At 62.7% G+C, this 16,806-nt stretch carries 18 protein-coding genes; 5 read left to right on the top strand and 13 right to left on the bottom strand.

Going from position 1 to position 16,806, the window contains the following annotated elements; translation table 11 throughout:
• Positions 1–2 precede the first annotated feature (2 nt).
• Both FHT78_RS06825 and FHT78_RS06820 read left to right on the top strand, forming a co-directional pair.
• On the top strand, positions 3–1,262 hold the full coding sequence (locus tag FHT78_RS06825) for an ABC transporter substrate-binding protein (protein WP_183741950.1): 1,260 nt from the start codon (positions 3–5) through the stop codon (positions 1,260–1,262).
• Between the two features lie 72 nt (positions 1,263–1,334).
• Entirely contained in the window at positions 1,335–1,829 is a 495-nt protein-coding gene (locus tag FHT78_RS06820) for a VOC family protein (protein WP_183741948.1), read from the top strand.
• Between the two features lie 19 nt (positions 1,830–1,848).
• Here the strand turns inward: FHT78_RS06820 and nadC are convergent, their stop codons facing one another.
• The 8 genes from nadC to FHT78_RS06780 form a co-directional block, all read right to left on the bottom strand.
• Positions 1,849–2,748: a carboxylating nicotinate-nucleotide diphosphorylase gene (gene nadC, locus FHT78_RS06815; RefSeq protein ID WP_183741945.1), complete on the bottom strand. Its 900-nt coding sequence runs from the start codon at positions 2,746–2,748 to the stop codon at positions 1,849–1,851.
• Between the two features lies 1 nt (position 2,749).
• Positions 2,750–4,294, bottom strand: coding sequence for an L-aspartate oxidase (locus FHT78_RS06810; RefSeq protein ID WP_183741943.1), 1,545 nt, complete (start codon positions 4,292–4,294; stop codon positions 2,750–2,752).
• Positions 4,291–5,262 (bottom strand): quinolinate synthase NadA, encoded by a 972-nt coding sequence (nadA, locus tag FHT78_RS06805; protein ID WP_183741941.1) that lies wholly within the window; start codon positions 5,260–5,262, stop codon positions 4,291–4,293. The genes FHT78_RS06810 and nadA overlap by 4 nt, the downstream gene beginning before the upstream one ends.
• A 71-nt stretch (positions 5,263–5,333) precedes the next feature.
• A complete protein-coding gene (locus FHT78_RS06800; protein ID WP_183741939.1) occupies positions 5,334–6,230 on the bottom strand; it encodes a hypothetical protein in 897 nt (298 codons plus the stop codon).
• Positions 6,231–6,339: 109 nt separating this feature from the next.
• Positions 6,340–7,143, bottom strand: coding sequence for a 3-methyl-2-oxobutanoate hydroxymethyltransferase (locus FHT78_RS06795; RefSeq protein ID WP_183741937.1), 804 nt, complete (start codon positions 7,141–7,143; stop codon positions 6,340–6,342).
• 21 nt (positions 7,144–7,164) lie between these two features.
• On the bottom strand, positions 7,165–8,391 hold the full coding sequence (locus FHT78_RS06790; RefSeq protein ID WP_183741935.1) for an FAD-dependent oxidoreductase: 1,227 nt from the start codon (positions 8,389–8,391) through the stop codon (positions 7,165–7,167).
• A gap of 8 nt (positions 8,392–8,399) precedes the next feature.
• The gene (locus tag FHT78_RS06785) at positions 8,400–8,714 is read right to left on the bottom strand and encodes a MocE family 2Fe-2S type ferredoxin (protein WP_183741933.1); all 315 of its coding nucleotides are present in this window, start codon (positions 8,712–8,714) and stop codon (positions 8,400–8,402) included.
• Between the two features lie 33 nt (positions 8,715–8,747).
• Positions 8,748–9,836, bottom strand: coding sequence for a fatty acid desaturase family protein (locus FHT78_RS06780; protein ID WP_183741931.1), 1,089 nt, complete (start codon positions 9,834–9,836; stop codon positions 8,748–8,750).
• Positions 9,837–9,969: 133 nt separating this feature from the next.
• Here FHT78_RS06780 and FHT78_RS06775 point away from each other — a divergent pair, with 133 nt between their 5' ends.
• Together FHT78_RS06775 and FHT78_RS06770 are read left to right on the top strand one after the other, a co-directional pair.
• Positions 9,970–10,998 carry a LacI family DNA-binding transcriptional regulator gene (locus tag FHT78_RS06775; RefSeq protein ID WP_183741929.1) on the top strand — a complete coding sequence of 343 codons (1,029 nt, stop codon included), beginning with the start codon at positions 9,970–9,972 and terminating at the stop codon, positions 10,996–10,998.
• 152 nt (positions 10,999–11,150) lie between these two features.
• The gene (locus FHT78_RS06770; protein WP_183741927.1) at positions 11,151–11,963 is read left to right on the top strand and encodes a TIM barrel protein; all 813 of its coding nucleotides are present in this window, start codon (positions 11,151–11,153) and stop codon (positions 11,961–11,963) included.
• 1 nt (position 11,964) lies between these two features.
• Here FHT78_RS06770 and cobM read toward each other — a convergent pair whose 3' ends face one another.
• Positions 11,965–12,723, bottom strand: coding sequence for a precorrin-4 C(11)-methyltransferase (gene cobM, locus FHT78_RS06765; protein ID WP_183741925.1), 759 nt, complete (start codon positions 12,721–12,723; stop codon positions 11,965–11,967).
• Between the two features lie 4 nt (positions 12,724–12,727).
• A complete protein-coding gene (gene cbiE / locus FHT78_RS06760) occupies positions 12,728–13,957 on the bottom strand; it encodes a precorrin-6y C5,15-methyltransferase (decarboxylating) subunit CbiE (protein WP_183741923.1) in 1,230 nt (409 codons plus the stop codon).
• Between cbiE and FHT78_RS06755 the strand changes: the two genes are divergently transcribed.
• Positions 13,956–14,726 (top strand): cobalt-precorrin-6A reductase, encoded by a 771-nt coding sequence (locus FHT78_RS06755; RefSeq protein ID WP_183743397.1) that lies wholly within the window; start codon positions 13,956–13,958, stop codon positions 14,724–14,726. The two genes, cbiE and FHT78_RS06755, sit on opposite strands and share 2 nt — an antisense overlap.
• On the opposite strand, the gene FHT78_RS06750 is transcribed toward FHT78_RS06755, so the two are convergent.
• The 3 genes from FHT78_RS06750 to FHT78_RS06740 are packed head-to-tail and all read right to left on the bottom strand — an operon-like array spanning position 14,690 to position 16,805.
• Positions 14,690–15,454, bottom strand: a complete 765-nt coding sequence (locus tag FHT78_RS06750; RefSeq protein WP_183741921.1) for a precorrin-3B C(17)-methyltransferase — start codon at positions 15,452–15,454, stop codon at positions 14,690–14,692. The two genes, FHT78_RS06755 and FHT78_RS06750, sit on opposite strands and share 37 nt — an antisense overlap.
• Positions 15,451–16,176: a precorrin-2 C(20)-methyltransferase gene (locus FHT78_RS06745; protein ID WP_183741919.1), complete on the bottom strand. Its 726-nt coding sequence runs from the start codon at positions 16,174–16,176 to the stop codon at positions 15,451–15,453. The genes FHT78_RS06750 and FHT78_RS06745 overlap by 4 nt, the downstream gene beginning before the upstream one ends.
• On the bottom strand, positions 16,173–16,805 hold the full coding sequence (locus FHT78_RS06740; RefSeq protein WP_183741917.1) for a precorrin-8X methylmutase: 633 nt from the start codon (positions 16,803–16,805) through the stop codon (positions 16,173–16,175). The genes FHT78_RS06745 and FHT78_RS06740 overlap by 4 nt, the downstream gene beginning before the upstream one ends.
• Position 16,806 lies beyond the last annotated feature (1 nt).

The following is a 16,806-nucleotide window of genomic DNA, read 5'->3' as shown; positions in this document are numbered from 1 at the left end:
AAATGATGAACAGGATTATTGCCGGCATCACAGCCGCATTGCTTGCAGGCGCCGCCCCCATGGCCGCGCCCGGTACCGCAAATGCAACCGAGTTGGTGATCTACCACACCTGGTCCGCGCCTCCGGAAGTGGCAGCGCTGAACGTCTTGAAGAAGAACCTGGAGGCCAAGGGTCACACCTGGACCGACATCGCCATTCCCCATGACACCGGCTCCAATGTCAACCTGATGAACCTGGTTGCCGGCGGCAATCCACCGAACCTCTTCATGGAGTCCAACCCCGGCGTCTATCGGGACCTCACCAAACAGGGCTTCGGCCGGCCGCTGACAGATTTCTTCAAGGAGCGTGGCTATCCGGACAAATACCCTGACGCGGTTGCCCGTTCCATGGTCGTCGATGATCAGGTGATCAAGGTGCCGACGGCGCTGCATATCGACGGCATGGTCTATTACAACATGGACGTGGCCAAGAAGATCGGCGTCGATCCGGCCGCCTGGACGTCGCTCGATCAGATGTTTGCCGATTTCGACAAGATCAAGGCGGCAGGTATTATTCCGCTCGCGGTCGGCGGTCAGCAATGGCAGGTAGGCTACCTCACCCACGCACTGGCGGCAACGATCGGCGGACCGGATTTCTTCAACAGGATCTATGGCGAAAAGCCCGATCCGGCCGTCTTCGACACGCCGGAATTCAAGCAGATCTTCGAATACTTGCGCAAGTTCCAGCAGGCAGCCGACAAGGGCTCGGCCAACCGCGAATGGAACCTGACGACCAATCTCGTCATCACCGGCAAGGCGCTGATGCAGATCCATGGCGATTGGATGAAGGGCGAGTGGCTGGCGGCCGGCAAGACGGCAGGCAAGGATTTCGGCTGCATCCAGATCCCTGGCGCCAAGGCCGTCGTTGCGACCGTCGACAGCTGGGGTCTGCTCGGTGGCCAGCCCGCGGACAAAGACAAGGCCGAGCTCGACTTTGCCTCGATCGTCGTCGACCCGAACGTGCAGGCGGAATTTGCCAAGGCGAAGGGCTCCACACCTGTGCGCCTCGATGCGCCGCAGGACAGTCTCGATGCCTGCTCCAAGGAGGTGTTGAAGATCGTCGCCGATCCCAAGCATCAAGTGCAGAACCCACATGCGATCAGCGATGCTGATTGGGAAAATTCGATCTGGGACGTCGTCTTCAATTTCTGGAGCGATCCGAACATGAGCGTCGATGATGCGATCTCCAAGATCAAGGAAAATTACCAAACCATCCTTGGTTGATCCTTTCCTCCGGAGGCGGTCCGTTTCAGGTGGTCGGACCGTCCCTCCTGCTGCCCTAAAATGGAGAGTTTGATGGACAAGCGTTTGCTTGACGAAGATGCCGTGATGCAGATCTGCTTCGTTACCGACGATGTGGAAAAGTCGGCCCGTTGGTTTTCCGACCTGACCGGCAAGCCCGTTCCGCCCGAGGGCAAGGCTGCCGACGCCGAAGAAGCCAAGGCGATCTATAATGGCAAGCCTGCCGAAGTCGGCTGCCGCATCATCATGTTCAAGTTCGGCAATATCGACGTCGAATTCCTTGAGCCTGGCCCGGAAAAGAGCGCCTGGCGCGATCTTCTGGAAGAGAAGGGCCCCGGCTGTCACCACATCGCCTTCAAGACGAAGAACCTGACGAACCGCCATCGCTACCTCGAAGGCAAGGGGCACCGCCTGTTACAGCGGGGCGAATTCGATGGCGGCCACGGGCGCTACGCCTATTACGACACCGTGAAGGATCTCGGCGTCATGATCGAGCTTCTCGAATTCAACTCGGACATGGAGCACCAACCCCGGCGCGAGCCGGCTTGAGGCCTTGTCGGCTCGTGGGTCAGAAGGCCTGAGCAAGCCGACGCATTGGTGTCGCACTTTCGGCGGCGGCTTCGACGAAATCGAGACCGATATCGAGCACCGGTGCGCTGTGTGTCAGCCAGCCGACGGAGATCAAATCGACACCCGAGGCGGCAATGGCCGGTGCTGTTGCCGGCGTTACGCGGCCGGAGGCTTCGGTAATGGCGCGGCCGGCGACGATGCCGACGGCCTCGCGAAGCTGATTGGGCGTCATGTTGTCGAGGAGGACTGCATCGACCCCCTCATCCATCGCCTCGTGCAACTGCTCGAGCGTGTCGACCTCCACTTCGATCTTGACCATATGGCCGACGCCGGCCTTGGCACGGCGGATGGCTTCCGAAACGCTGCCGGCAATGGCGACGTGATTGTCCTTGATCAGCACGGCATCGTAGAGCGCGAAGCGGTGGTTCATCCCGCCGCCGGCCCGCACAGCATATTTTTCCAGCGCCCTCAGACCCGGTGTCGTCTTGCGGGTGCAGACGACGCAGGCTTTGGTGTTGCGGATCGCCGCGACGATGCCCGCCGTCACAGAGGCGATGCCGGAGAGATGACCGAGAAAGTTCAGGGCCGTGCGCTCGGCCGTCAGCAGCCCGCGCGACGGGCCTTCGATGGTGGCGATCACGCTGCCCGGTTCCACGGCCGCACCATCGGGCAGGTGTCGGCGGAGCGTAATGGCGGGATCGACGAGCTGGAAGGCAAGATCTGCGATGTCGAGACCAGCAACCACGCCCGGCTGGCGGGCGGCCATGACGACCGTCGAGCGATGCTCTTCCGGGATGACCGCTGCCGAGGTGATATCGCCGGCAAGGCCGAGATCCTCGGCAAGGGCGGCACGCACCAGCGGCTCGACAATGACGCGGGGAAGGGAAGCGAGGTTCATCTCAGGCACTCCTTGCAAGAGGATGGGAGGCTGTCGCCCGGGCAATTTCCAAGGCATCAGTCAGCGTCATTTTCCGTCGCGCAGCTTCGGCCCGCTTCAGCGGAAAATCGGTGCGGGCATGGGCGCCGCGCGATTCCCCCCGTAGGCTGGCGAAGACGGCAATCAGCAGCGCAACGATCGCCGGATCCGAAGCTGGCCCGTCGTTTTCTGCAAGCGGCAGCAGGCTTGCAACGGCGCCATGGATGGCGCCCCCATTGCGCAGTACGCCGAGATGGCGTGAGACGATTGGCCTGATAAGCGAGGGTTCGGCTGCTGCAGGCAGCATTCCTGCAATTTCGGCTGTCGAGGATATTGCAACCGGGGTCGCAAGGATGTCGCGCGCCGCCCGCATGCCCATGACGGCTGCTTCCAGCAGGGAATTGCTGGCGAGCCGGTTTGCCCCGTGGAGCCCTGTGGAGGCGGCTTCGCCCACAACCCAGAGCCCGGCGACGGAGCTGCGGCCGACGGCGTCGGTTGCCACTCCGCCCATGTGATAATGTACGGCGGGCCGCACCGGGATCGGCTGGGACGCGGCATCGATGCCAGCCTCCCGGCAAAGTGCGTCGATAACCGGAAAACGCGTTGCGAAACGATTACCAAGGGCTGCACGCGCGTCGAGGAAAACCTTGCCACCACGCGCGAGTTCGGCGCTAATGGAGCGGGCCACCACATCGCGCGGTGCGAGTTCCGCACCGGCGATGCCGGCCATGAAGCGTTCGCTGCGCTCATTGACGAGAACTGCGCCCTCGCCACGAACCGCTTCGCTGACGAGCGCCAGTGGCCGGCGGCGGGAATCGAGCGCCGTCGGGTGGAACTGCACGAATTCCATGTCGGCAAGTTCAGCACCGGCGCGTGCCGCAAGCATGATGCCCTGCCCGAAATTGCCCATCGGATTGGTGGTTGCCTCATAGAGCCCGCCAATGCCGCCGGTCGCGAGCACGATCCGCCGCGTCGGCAGGATGACGGCGCCGTTTTCACCGGAGCAGACGAGGCCGGTGACACCAGCTTCGTCCGTTTGGATACGCCGGGCCTCAAGCCCTTCGAGGACGGTGATGGAAGGAGTTGCTGCAACGGCATCGACCAGTGCGCGGACGATCGCCGCACCCGAGCCGTCGCCTTCGGCATGCACGATACGGCGGCGACTATGGGCCGCTTCCAGCCCTAGCGAAAAACTGCCATCCGCCGTCCTGTCGAAGCTGACCCCTGCCCGCTCCAGCGCGGCAATAGCCGCCGGCGCATCTGCGACGATGCCGGCAGCGACGATGGGATCGCAAAGTCCGTCACCGGCAGCGAGTGTGTCGGTCAGATGCAGCTCGGCGCAGTCATCGGCGCCGAGACTGGCGGCAATGCCGCCCTGCGCCCAGGCGCTCGACGTTTCAGCGCCGAGAGCCGCACGGGTGACGATGACAACAGGTTCGGGCGCCAAGGTCAGCGCCGTCGTCAGTCCCGCAAGGCCACTGCCGACGATGACGGGGCGGCCGGTGAGTTGGTCAGCAATCTCGCTCATATTGCCAGCATCCTCTCGACAGCCCTACGGGCAGCGACAGCGACCGCGGGATCGACGGTCACTTCGTGGCGGTTTTCGTCCAGTGCCGCACGAATGTTGGAAAGCGTGATGCGCTTCATGTGTGGGCAGAGATTGCAGGGGCGGATGAATTCGACATCAGGGTGATGCACGGCGACATTGTCGCTCATCGAGCATTCGGTCAGCAGCACGACGCGGGCGGGCTTCTTCTGGCCGACATAATCGGACATGACGGCGGTTGAGCCGGCGAAGTCAGCCTCGGCAACGACATCAGGCGGGCATTCGGGATGGGCAAGCACAGTCACGCCGGGATGGTTTTCGCGAAGCTGGCGTACATCGTCGGCGGTGAAGAGCTCATGCACCTCGCAATGCCCATGCCAGGCGATGATCTCGACATCGGTCTCCCTGGCGACATTGCGGGCAAGATATTCATCCGGGATCATCAGCACGCGCGGCACGCCAAGGGATTCGACCACCTTCCTGGCATTGCCCGAGGTGCAGCAGATATCCGAGGCGGCTTTGACTGCGGCCGATGTGTTGACATAGGTAATCACGGGCACGCCCGGATGGGCCTGGCGCAACAGCGCGATGTCCTCCGGCGTAATCGAGTCCGCAAGCGAACAGCCGGCGCCGAGATCGGGGATCAGCACCGTCTTTTCCGGGTTTAGAAGCTTTGCCGTCTCGGCCATGAAATGCACGCCGGCAAGCACGATCACGTCGGCTTCCACTTCGATCGCCTTGCGCGCCAGAGCCAGGCTGTCGCCGACAATATCGGCCACGCCGTGGAAGATTTCCGGCGTCTGGTAGTTATGCGCGAGGATAACGGCATTGCGTTTGCGCTTCAGTTCCAGGATCGCATCGACATCGTCCTGAAACATCATCCATTCGGCTTTGGGAATGACGCGACTGACGCGATCATAGAGGGAAGACGCGGATACAGGATGGTTCATGGCCGGCTCCATTAATTATGCTCGATTTGAGCATATCATGCGCAAAGAGATATTCTCACCGTGAGCATATGTCAATTGCGGGAGAGCGGTAATTTCGTTCCGGCGAGCGCGCGTTCTTCGAGAATGGTCTGGCGGAAGCGGAAAAGCTTGGCCGGCCGGCCGCCGGTCTCGCTCGTCGCCCCGCCGGTTTCCTCCACCAGTTCCTGCTGTTCGATCAGGCGGCGGAAATTCTGCTTGTGCAGCGTCAGGCCGGCGAGCGCCTCGACGGCCCGCTGCAACTGCAGAAGCGTGAAGCTCTCGGGCATGAGTTCGAAGACGACGGGGCGGTATTTGATCTTGGCGCGAAGCCGCGCGATGCCCGTCGCAAGGATGCGCCGGTGATCTGCAAACATTGCCCGGCCGAGATTATCGTCCTTGCTGGCGCCGGCTTCGCAGACGAGACCCGCCTCATAGAGCAGTTCATACCGCTGCAGCGTCAGATCCTCGTTCCAGCCGCCGCCATCGAGCCCGAAGGTGAAATCGGCGCGCCGATGGCGGTATTCGCGCCTGACAGGATCGGCATCGGCCCACAAGCGCAGGCGCGCGATCAGGTCATCGAGGATTTCTGGACGCCCGTCGCGATGGTCCTCCCAGGGGAAATATTCATACCAGCCGTGCCAGCCCGGTCGTCCGGCGCCTGACTGTTCGTTGACGAGACCGAGATAACTGATCGAGATGGTGCGACCGCCCTGGATATCGTTGTTCCGGTCTCGGTCGGCAAAGGTGTAAAGCTGCTCGAGGAAGCCGACGGGATGGGCAGTCTGTTCCTGGATCCATTCGCGCAGGCCCGATTGCAGCGTGCGATGGCCCATTTCGAAGGGGCCTGACGGCAGCGCATCGCCACCCTGGATCGTCATGACGCGCGGCTCGTCCTCGGTCACCGCGACGAGGACCGCGATCAGTTCCGCATGTGCAAAGCCTATCGTCACCAGCGCCTGAGAATCTGTTTCTGATGGCTCTATTCTCTGACATAGGACGGCGCTTATGCCAATGGACGCTTCCCCTTCTCCCCAGCAGGGAGATGGAAGATACTGCAGCCTATCCTTCCGCTTCCAGCCGATGCAGGAAATTGTACAACTCGGCCTCGTCGATGCCGACGAGATGACGCCTTTCCGGATAGGCGCCGGATCGGACATCCTCGGCAAATTCGTTGAAGGCGGCGATGCGTTCGCGTTGCAACCGGTCATATTGGGCCGCGAAGTTGCGATAAACTTTCGCGTGGCGCGGCGTGTGGTCTCTGGTCGTGCCGAGCACATCGTCGGCAAAGAGATATTGCGCGTCGCAGCCGCGTCCGGCGCCCATAGAGATCATCAGCATCGAGGTGCGGTTGGAAATCGCCGCCGCGACATCGCCGGGGACGACCTCGATCTCGGCTGCGAAGGCGCCGGCATCCTGAAGCGCCTTCGTCTCGCGCCACACGTCGAACGCGCTGGCAGCCGTCTTGCCGACGGCGCGAAAACCGCCGGTCCAGGTTGCCTTTGAAGGGATGAGGCCGACATGGCCGCAGACGGGAATGCCTTCATCGCGCATACGGCGGATGGTCTTCAGGCTGGCGGCGCAATAGACGGCATCGCCGCCAGCCTTTAGTGCCTTGAAGGCCTCGCGCATATATTCTTCAGCCGAGACATGATCGCCATATTCGAGCCCAGGAATGGCAAAGGGCGTTGGTGCCGCTTCGCGAAAGGCTGGCCCAAGCAGGGCTGGCGGCACCGAGACCATGTCGATGCAGGCCTTTTCTGCTGCTTCCGCCTCCTCAAGCGTGGTGACGCGCAGCATGGTGAGCTGGCGTTTTCCCTTGAGCGCCAGGAGATCGGCGACAGTGGCGCGATTATGTTTCTTCATCGCATTATCCTTTGAAAACTATCAGGCGGCGAGCAGCGACTTTAGCTTGACATTGGTGGCGGTCAGTGCGGCCGGGTCGGGATGCGCACGTGCGGCAATCAGCATTTCCGCCAGCCGGATGTCGCGGGCGACCGCATTGCCAGGCCCGATGCCGCTTGCGGCAAGGAGCCGACCTTCGGCATCGAGATGGAAGAGGATAAAGGCCCCCTCGCCGAGATCGCGGCGCAAAAGCGTGGCCGCGCCATCGGCAAGCCCCGTTATCTGCAGCGTCATCTCATACTGATCCGACCAGAACCACGGCACGGTGGAAACCGGTTCATCGGCGCCGAGCATATTGGCGGCGGCAAGCGTGCCCTGCTCCTGCGCATTGCGCCAGGATTCCAGTCGCACGCGCCGCCCACCATAGATGGCGAGCGGAAAGGAGCAGCAGTCGCCGGCCGCGAAAATATCGGGGGCGGAGGTATGCAACCGGTCATCGACTGCGATGCCGTTGTCGATCGCAAGTCCGGCTGCCTCGGCAAGCTCGACATTTGGCCGGGCGCCGATGCCGACTAGGGCCAAATCGGCTTCGATCGCCTCATCGTTGGAAAGCCGGATGACGGCCTTGCCGCCCTGCTCGGTCAGGGATTCGATGGAGACACCGCAGCGCAGATCGACACCCTCGGTGCGGTGGCGTTCGGCGACGAGCTCGGCAATCTCCTCGGGAACGCCGCGTTTCAGCACCCGTTCCAGCCCTTCGACGAGGATGACGTCGGCGCCAAGCTGGCGAGCGGTTGCCGCAACCTCCAGGCCGATGAAGCCGCCGCCGATGACGGCAAGCCGTTTGCCGGATTGCAGCACGGCGCGCAGGCTCACCGCATCATGATGCGCGCGGAGCGACCGAATATGGCGGCTTTCAGCCGACGCATTGGGAAAGGCGCGGGCGCTGGCGCCCGTTGCAAGCAGCAGCCGGTCGTAGCTGAGCTCGCTGCCGTCGGACATGGTGACGCTATGGGCCGCGGCATCGAGGCGGGTTGCCGTAACGCCGGTCAGCAGGCGGATATTGCCGGTCTGATAACTCTCGGGTGCGGCGATGAATTTGGGATCGGCATTACCGGCAAGGCCGGCCTTGGAGAGCGGCGGGCGCTCATAGGGCGCATGCGGCTCGGAGCCGACAAGCGTGATGTCGCCGTCAAACCCCTTTTCCCGGAGCGCAAAGGCGGCGCGCCCCCCGCATTCCCCTGCCCCGATGATGACGAAATGGGCCATGGCGCACCTCAGATCGCGATGAAGACGGCGCCGTCTTCGATCTTGACGGGGTAGGTCTTCAGGTTGACGCAGACGGGTGCGCCCTTGGCTTCACCGGTCTTGTAGTTGAACCGGCCATTGTGCTTGGGACATTCGATGATTTCCTCCATGACGAGGCCGTCGGCGAGATGGACCTGCTCATGCGTGCAGAGCCCGTCGGTGGCAAAGAATTCGTCATCCGGGCTGCGATAGACTGCAAACGTGCGCCCGCCATGATCGAAACGGATGACATCCTCCTCGTCGATCTCGTCCTTGCCGCAAACCTCGATCCACTTTCCGCTCATCTTTTTCCTCCCTCGATCCTGTTATTAGGCTGCCTACTGGGCTGCAGGCGCCAGTTCGGCGTGGAATTCCTCGCGATAGGGCCGTGCCGTTGCCGGTAATTCCCGCTTCAGGAAATAGTCTTCGTTGCGAAGTTGGCGCAGGAAGGCCGGGATCATCTCCTTGTAGCCAGACCAGATCGACGGGTTGGCTGCTGGCAGATCGTGCTTGATCATCGCATGCAGCTTCGGTAGCGCGTGATAAGGCACCATCGGGAACATGTGATGCTCGACGTGATAGTTCATGTTCCAGTAGATGAAGCGGCTGATCGGGTTCATGTAGACCGTGCGGCTGTTCAGCCGGTGGTCGATGACATTGTCGGCAAGCCCGCCATGCTGCAGCAGGCCGGTCAGCACGTGATGCCAGGCACCGTAGAGGCGTGGCAGGCCGATCAGCATCAGCGGCAGGATCGAGCCCGAATCGATGGCAAGCGCGATGGTGGCGATGTAGATCGTAAACCAGATACGAGCGATGCGGATCGCCTTCGGCTGCTCCATCTCGGGAATGAAGGTCTTTTCCGCCGCGCTGATGATACCGGCCGAATTTCCGATCATGTCGATCACGGCATGCCAGACATCGAGAATGCCGAAGAAATTGAGCACAAGGCGGAAGAGGTCCGGCGGGCGCATCACGGCGATCTCGGGGTCGCGGCCGACAATGACGGTGTCGGTGTGGTGGCGGGCATGGCTCCAGCGCCAGGTCACCGGATTGCGCATGATCATGAAGCAGGCGATCTGGTAGACGAGATCGTTCATCCAGCGCGTCTTGAAGGCGGTGCCATGGCCGCATTCGTGCCAGCGGCTGTCCGATGCCGAGCCGTAGAGCACACCATAGGCGAGGAAGAAGGGCACTGCGATCCAGGAGCCCCAGAAATAGATGCCAAGGGCGGCAAGGATCACCATGCTGCCGAGCCAGAGCGCCGTGTCGCGGATCGCCTGATTGTCGGAACGCTGCATCAGCGCCTTCATCTCCTTTCGGGGAATATCGGTATGATACCATTCCGCAGCCGCAAGACCGGTTTCAACCGCTGTCCTGCCGCTCTCTCCCAAAAGGCTGTAATCGCGCTTCGTTGCCTCGCCAGCCATGCTTTCCTCCTCACCAGTTCTTGGTCCGGAGAATAGGTTGACTTCGCAAAGCCCTCAATGCAGGCTTGATATATTCTATCAAAAGCCATCAGAGACGGCTTTCATTCATGATTGAAAACTATCAGGACCAACCATGCGCCGCCCGACCATATCAGATCTTGCCCAAGCCTCTGGCGTCAGCGTTGCGACCGTCGATCGCGTTCTGAATGGCCGTCATCGGGTGCGTGAGGAAACGGCGCGGCGCGTCTATGATGCGGCCCAGTCGATCGGCTATCACGCCGTCGGCCTGATCCGGCAGCGCGTTTTCGAGGATCTGCCGCAATATCGGCTGGCCTTCCTGCTGCAAAAGCCGACACAGCCCTTCTACCAGGCCTTTGCCCGCGAGATCGAAACGGCCGCCCGTAACGTCACGACCGCCCGCGTACAGACGCAGGTGGAATATCCGTCCGCCGCAACACCCGCTGCGATCATAGAAAAGATCAAGCTACTCGGCGCGAGAAACCAGGCGGTCGCGCTTGTCGGCCCCGATTATCCCGCTGTCACAGCTGCCGTCGAGGAGCTGAAGGAACGCGGTATTCCGGTCTTCTCGCTGCTTTCGGATCTCGCGACCGGTGTCAGGGATGCGTATGTCGGCGTCAACAATCGCAAGGTCGGCCGCACCGCTGCCTGGATGATTGCCAAGGCTGCCCGCCGGCCCGGCAAGGTGGCCTGTTTTGTCGGCAGCCATCGTTTTCATGGTCATGAGCTGCGTGAGATGGGTTTCCGCTCCTATTTCCGCGAGGAAGCGCCTGACTTCGAGGTGGTCGAAACCCTTATCAATCTCGAAACCCCCGAGATCACCCATGAGGCGACACTGACCCTTTTGCAGAAACATCCCGATCTCGTCGGCCTCTATGTCTGCGGTGGCGGCATGGAGGGGGCGATTTCGGCATTTCGCGAAGAGGGGATCGGCGGCCGGACCGTGCTTGTCGTCAACGAGCTGACGGCAGACAGCAAGGCCGGCCTTGCCGACGGCATCGTCACCATGGCAATCGGCACGCCGCTGCCAGCACTCTGCAAGGAAGTAGTGTCACTGATGACGGGTGCGCTCGAACAGGGCGAGATCGCCGTTCCCGGTCAATCATTTCTGCCCTTCGAGATCTTCCTGCCGGAGAATATCTAAATGATGGAATTCTATCAGGAGCCGGGAAAATCTATCAGCGATGATAGAGCCTCTGGCCGCGCGGCCTATGGCTTGAACGCGAAATTCCAGTAGAGATTCGATCACACAGTCATAATGCTTCTCACGCATGAGGAGCGAGGAGGAGATTTCGCATGGCATCCATCCGTTTCGCGCTGAACCATATGGCGGCGCCCGCGCTTTCGATCGAAGATTTCTTTGCGCTTGCCGCTTCGCTCGGCATCGATGCGGTGGAGATCCGCAATGATCTCGCAGGCAACGCCATCCTCGACGGGACCAAGCCTGACCTTATCAAGGAGGCGGCCGCCCGCCACGGCGTCGCAATCATCTCCATCAATGCGCTGCAGCGCTTCAACGAGTGGAACGCGGCACGCGAGCAGGAAGCCCGCGAGCTGATCGATTATGCAAGGGCGGTCGGCTCGCAGGCGCTGGTGCTGGTTCCGAAGAACGACGGCACGGGAACAGCCGATGGCGAGCGCCAGGCCAATCTGCGTGAGGCCCTGACGGCACTCCGACCGATGCTCGATGCGGCCGACATTGTCGGTCTCGTCGAGCCGCTCGGTTTTGAAATCTGCTCGCTGCGCTCCAAAGCGGAAGCAGTCGATGCGATCGAGACGCTGAACGCGCAACCAACCTTCCGGCTGGTGCACGACACGTTCCATCATCATCTTGCCGGTGAAACGCCCTTCTTCCCACATCTGACCGGGCTCGTGCATATTTCCGGCGTCAGCGATCCTTCTGTTTCCGTCTCTGACATGCGCGACCCACATCGTGTCCTCGTGGCCGCCGATGACCGGCTCGGCAATGCCATGCAGATCCGCGCGCTGCTGCAGGCAAGCTACAAGGGCCCCTTCTCCTTCGAGCCGTTCGCATCCGAAGTGCATGCGCTGAAGGATCCCGCCGCCGCATTGAAGGCAAGCATGGACTATCTCGCCGCGAAGGTCTGAGCTATCGTCTTTCTCGGAAGCGGCGCTGGTAAGCGGGGTCGTAGAGCGAGCTCTCGCGGAAATCCTCTGACGCCAGCGAGCGGCCGACGAAGATGATGGCCGTGCGCTCGATCGGTTCGGCTGCCACCTTCGCTTCGATATCGGCGAGCGTGCCACGCAGGATACGCTCGTCCGGCCAGGTAGCCTTGGCCACGATGGCGACGGGACAATCTGCACCGTACAATGGCGTCAGCTCCGAGACGATCTGATCCAGTGCATGGATGGCGAGATGGATCGCGAGCGTCGCGCCTGTCGCCGCGAATTTTGAGAGCGTCTCTTCATTCGGCATCGGCGATGCACGGCCGGACACACGCGTCAGCACGAGGCTTTGCGCAACAGCCGGAATCGTCAGTTCGCGGCCGAGCACGGAAGCAGCCGCCGCAAAGGCCGGAACGCCCGGCGTCATCGTATAGGGAATGCCATGCTTCTCCAGCCGGCGGATCTGCTCGGCGACTGCGCTCCAGACGGAAAGATCGCCGGAATGCAGTCGGGCGACATCCTGGCCGGCATTGGCGGCGCGGAGATATTCGGCCTCGATCTCGTCAAGCGACATCGGCGCGGTATCGATGATGCGTGCACCCCGCGGGCAATATTGCAGCAGGTCCGGTGAGACGATGGAGCCGGCGTAGAGGCAGACAGGGCATTTGCCGATCAGGTCGCGTCCGCGCACCGTGATGAGATCCGCTGCACCCGGTCCGGCGCCGATGAAATGAACCGTCATTCTTTTATTCCTTGATCCAACGCCACTGCGTGACTGGCATGGCCGGTCGCCAGCCGCTCATGCCGCCGATGGGTGCGGCGCGGGCAATTTCGATCTTCGTCAATGCGCCGCCGCGCGCTCGGTATTCGGCCAAAAGCAGCGCCTCCATTTCCAGGGTGACGGCATTGGCAACGAGCCGCCCTCCCTGCTTCAGTGCTGTGATTGCCGCGTCCATGACGCCGGCCTCGCTGCCGCCGCCGCCGATAAAGATCGCATCCGGTGCCGGCAAGCCGGCGAGTGCTGCGGGTGCGGTGCCTTCGACAAGGGCAAGCTGCGGCACGCCGAAACTCGCGGCATTGCGGGCAATGAGAGCGGCCCGTTCCGGCGCCTCTTCGATTGCGATTGTTTTCAGGGACGAGTCGGCCAGCATCCATTCGATACCGACGGATCCGGATCCCGCGCCGATATCCCAGAGGAGCTCGCCATGGCGCGGCGACAGCGCCGAGAGCGTGACGGCCCGGATCTCCTGCTTGGTAATCTGACCGTCATGTTCGAAGAGCGCATCGTCGAGGCCCGAAGCATAGGGCAGGATTCGTGCCCCCGGCCCCGCCGCAATTTCGAGAGCGCACACATTCAGCGGGTCGATACCATTGAGATCGAAGCCTGATGCCGTCGTGCTGCGGATGCGCTCCCGCCCGCCGCCGAGCGCTTCCAGCACCGTCAGCCGCGTCTGGGGAAAGCCATTTGCGACAAGCAGTTCGGCCAGTGCCTGTGGGCCCTTCTCGTCCGAGGTCAGCGCCAGAATATGCCTGTCGGCATGCAGATGCGGGCAGATGAGGTCGAGCGGGCGTCCATGCAGTGACACACAGGCCGTCTCTTGCAGCGGCCAGCCGAGACGCGCCGCAGCAAGGCTGAACGCGGAGGGTGCGGGGATGGTGCGCATTTCGTGCGCCGCGATGCGGCGCGATAGCGTCGCACCGACGCCGTAGAGGAAGGGATCGCCTGAAGCCAGCACGACGACGGGCGTGCCGCGCCGAGCCGCGATAGCTTCGACCGACTGTTCGAAGGGGCTCTGCCAAGCAAAGCGTTCGCCGGTGATCAGTGTACCGGCAATTTCAATATGGCGCGCGCCGCCGAAGACGGCCGGTGCGGCAGCAATGAGGCGCTTTGCCTCCTCGCTGAGCCCGTCTGGACCATCCTCGCCGATGCCGATAAGAGTGAGCCAGCGCGGGTCGGAGAGGGACGTGTCAGACATGGAGAAGACCCGTATCCTGATCCTCGGCGGCACCAGCGAGGCGCGCAAACTGGCCGCCGCGCTTGCCGCGCGAGAGGACCTCGATATCCTGCTGTCGCTGGCGGGCCGCACGCAGGCTCCGGCCAACCAGCCTGTTCCCGTCCGCATCGGCGGCTTCGGTGGTGCAGAGGGGCTTGCAAACTTCCTGACGACAGGAGGCTATCACCTGCTGGTCGATGCCACTCATCCCTTCGCTGAACGCATTTCGGCCAATGCCGCCATTGCTGCTGGACGCACCGGTATCGATGCGCTCGCCCTCGTTCGCCCTGAATGGGTGCCCGAAGCTGGCGATCACTGGCATGTCGTGGCCGATATTCCGGCGGCCATCGTTGCCCTTGGCCCCGCCCCGCGCCGCGTTTTTCTGGCGACCGGCCGGCAGGGCGCTCATCATGCCGAAGTCGCCCCGCAGCATTTCTATCTGGTCCGCAGCGTCGATCCGGTCGATCCGCCGCTTGCCCTTGCCGATGTCGAATATCTCCTCGACCGTGGCCCCTTTACGCTCGAAGGCGAAATCGAGCTGATGCGGCAGTATCGTATCGATTCTGTCGTCACCAAGAACAGCGGCGGCGCGGCGGCCTATGCGAAGATCGAGGCGGCACGCCTGCTTGGGCTCAAGGTCGTCGTGATCGCGCGCGCGCCCGCTGCCAGCATGGCGTCGGTTGAAACGGTGGAAGCGGCGCTTGAGGCAATCGATCATCTCGTCTCCACGGCCATGAAGCGCGGCGTATAGATCAGGTCCGGCCGTCCCTCGCGGGCAATCACCCGCGTCTCCTGCGAACCGACGATGACGCAGGTCGCCATGTCGGCAACGGAAGCGTCGGCCTCTTGGAGCTGTTGCATCGTAATCCGCTCGTCGGGCCGGCCAGCCGCACGGCCGAAGATGACGGGTGTCATGGCTGGCAGATGACGGCGCAACAGCTCGAAGGCGGTGCCAAGCTGCCAGGGGCGCGCCTTGCTGATCGGGTTATAGAGGGCGATGACGAAACCGGCTTGTGCCGCAAGAGCCAGGCGGTTTTCGATGACGGCCCAGGGCTTCAGATTGTCCGAGAGCGACAGCGCACAGAAATCATGCCCGAGTGGTGCACCGACGCGGGCCGCAACTGCCAGCATGGCGGTAATGCCGGGAAGAATGGTGAGATCGACGCCGCGCCACTGCGCCGGTCCCTTGTCGATCGCCTCGCAGACAGCAGCGGCCATGGCAAAGACGCCGGGATCGCCGCCCGAGACGACGCAGACATTGGCGCCGCCAGTGGCGAGTGTCAGCGCCGCTCCTGCCCTGTCGAGCTCCTCGCGATTGTCGGAGGCATGGCGGGTCTGATCAGCGCGCAGCGTCAGCCGGTCGAGATATGGCCCGTAGCCGAAGAAATCGCTTGATGCTTCGACGGCGGCTATCGCCTCCGGCGTCATCTGCTCCGGATTGCCGGGACCGGTGCCGATTACGAATAGCCGGCCGCTCATCGGCTGGCCTCCCAGCCGGGCACCAGCACCAATGAGAAATAAGGCGCGTTGCCCTCGTCCCGCTCAGTGAGCTTTACCATTGCGGCATTCGCCATGGTGCCGCGTTCGACATAGAGCGCGTCGCCGAGACGGCCGGCAGCCTGCAGCGCCCGGCGGATCTTCGGCAGGTTGCGGCCGACCTTCATAATGACGGCGGCCTCGGTATCGGCGAGGCGGCGGGTCAACTCCTGCTCGCCCATCGTGCCTGGCAAGACGGAGAGCACGTCGTCACCTTGAACAATTGGCATCCCCGCCAGCGACCAGCAGCCCGACATGGCGCTGATGCCGGGAATGACCTCGGTCGGGTAGCGCCGCGACAGCCGCACATGCAGATGCATATAGGAGCCATAGAACAGCGGGTCGCCTTCGCTGAGGACGGCGACCGTGCGGTCTGCGTCAAGATGAAGGGCAACGGCATCGGCGGACACGTTGTAGAAATCCGTGATGTGGCTCTGGTAGAGCGGATCGTTTTTGTCGAGCTCGGTCGTCACTGGGTAGTAGAGCGGCAGCAGCGCGGTGTCGGGTTTCAGCAGGTGCTCGACAATCGCCTTGCCATTGCCGCCCCTGCCCTGCTTGGCGAAATAGGCAATCACGTCGGCGCCCTCGATGGCGCGGACGGCCTTGACGGTGAGGAGCTCGGGATCGCCGGGTCCGGTGCCGACGCCGATCAGACGGCCGCTCATAGGCCGGGCCTCGACAGCGCGTTGATGGCGGCTGCCGTCATGGCGCTGCCGCCGAGCCGGCCGCGCACGATGGCATAGGGAACGCCATAGGAATTTTCCGCAAGCGCATCCTTTGATTCGGCAGCGCCGACAAAGCCGACCGGCATGCCGATGATTGCCGCCGGCTTCGGCGCACCGTCTCGCAAAAGTTCGAGAAGATGGAAAAGGGCCGTTGGCGCATTGCCGATGGCAACGACACTGCCGGCGAGCCGGTCGAGCCAGAGATGGATTGCGGCGGCCGAGCGGGTATTGCCGGTCTGACGGGCAAGCTCGTGCGTGCGCGGATCATGCAGGGTGCAGATCACCTCGTTCCCGGCCGGCAGGCGGGCACGCGTCACGCCATGCGACACCATCTCCGCATCGCAGAAGATCGGAGCGCCGTCTTGCAGAGCGATGCGCGCAGCATGAACGAAATCGGGTGAAAAGACGAAGTTCTGCGCCGCCTCGACCAGGCCGCAGGCATGGATCATGCGTACGGCGACGTCGGCTTCTTCAGGCGAAAAACGCGAGAGATCGGCTTCGCTGCGAATGATCGCGAAGGAACGCTCGTAGATCGCGTCTCCGCTGCGGATATAATCGTAGTCTGGCATT

Source organism: Rhizobium sp. BK196 (assembly GCF_014193255.1).
Classification (GTDB): domain Bacteria; phylum Pseudomonadota; class Alphaproteobacteria; order Rhizobiales; family Rhizobiaceae; genus Rhizobium.
The sequence above is the reverse complement of the archived record's forward strand: the minus strand, read 5'-3'. Positions and strand labels throughout refer to the sequence as shown.

What these genes read in the sequence shown, in the direction of transcription:
- FHT78_RS06825 (WP_183741950.1), top strand. Translation starts at nt 3, where the DNA reads ATGATGAACAGGATTATTGCCGGCATCACAGCCGCATTGCTTGCAGGC.
- FHT78_RS06820 (WP_183741948.1), top strand. Translation starts at nt 1,335, where the DNA reads ATGGACAAGCGTTTGCTTGACGAAGATGCCGTGATGCAGATCTGCTTC.
- nadC (WP_183741945.1), bottom strand. Translation starts at nt 2,748, where the DNA reads ATGAACCTCGCTTCCCTTCCCCGCGTCATTGTCGAGCCGCTGGTGCGT.
- FHT78_RS06810 (WP_183741943.1), bottom strand. Translation starts at nt 4,294, where the DNA reads ATGAGCGAGATTGCTGACCAACTCACCGGCCGCCCCGTCATCGTCGGC.
- nadA (WP_183741941.1), bottom strand. Translation starts at nt 5,262, where the DNA reads ATGAACCATCCTGTATCCGCGTCTTCCCTCTATGATCGCGTCAGTCGC.
- FHT78_RS06795 (WP_183741937.1), bottom strand. Translation starts at nt 7,143, where the DNA reads ATGAAGAAACATAATCGCGCCACTGTCGCCGATCTCCTGGCGCTCAAG.
- FHT78_RS06790 (WP_183741935.1), bottom strand. Translation starts at nt 8,391, where the DNA reads ATGGCCCATTTCGTCATCATCGGGGCAGGGGAATGCGGGGGGCGCGCC.
- FHT78_RS06785 (WP_183741933.1), bottom strand. Translation starts at nt 8,714, where the DNA reads ATGAGCGGAAAGTGGATCGAGGTTTGCGGCAAGGACGAGATCGACGAG.
- FHT78_RS06780 (WP_183741931.1), bottom strand. Translation starts at nt 9,836, where the DNA reads ATGGCTGGCGAGGCAACGAAGCGCGATTACAGCCTTTTGGGAGAGAGC.
- FHT78_RS06775 (WP_183741929.1), top strand. Translation starts at nt 9,970, where the DNA reads ATGCGCCGCCCGACCATATCAGATCTTGCCCAAGCCTCTGGCGTCAGC.
- FHT78_RS06770 (WP_183741927.1), top strand. Translation starts at nt 11,151, where the DNA reads ATGGCATCCATCCGTTTCGCGCTGAACCATATGGCGGCGCCCGCGCTT.
- cobM (WP_183741925.1), bottom strand. Translation starts at nt 12,723, where the DNA reads ATGACGGTTCATTTCATCGGCGCCGGACCGGGTGCAGCGGATCTCATC.
- FHT78_RS06755 (WP_183743397.1), top strand. Translation starts at nt 13,956, where the DNA reads ATGGAGAAGACCCGTATCCTGATCCTCGGCGGCACCAGCGAGGCGCGC.
- cbiE (WP_183741923.1), bottom strand. Translation starts at nt 13,957, where the DNA reads ATGTCTGACACGTCCCTCTCCGACCCGCGCTGGCTCACTCTTATCGGC.
- FHT78_RS06750 (WP_183741921.1), bottom strand. Translation starts at nt 15,454, where the DNA reads ATGAGCGGCCGGCTATTCGTAATCGGCACCGGTCCCGGCAATCCGGAG.
- FHT78_RS06745 (WP_183741919.1), bottom strand. Translation starts at nt 16,176, where the DNA reads ATGAGCGGCCGTCTGATCGGCGTCGGCACCGGACCCGGCGATCCCGAG.
- FHT78_RS06740 (WP_183741917.1), bottom strand. Translation starts at nt 16,805, where the DNA reads ATGCCAGACTACGATTATATCCGCAGCGGAGACGCGATCTACGAGCGT.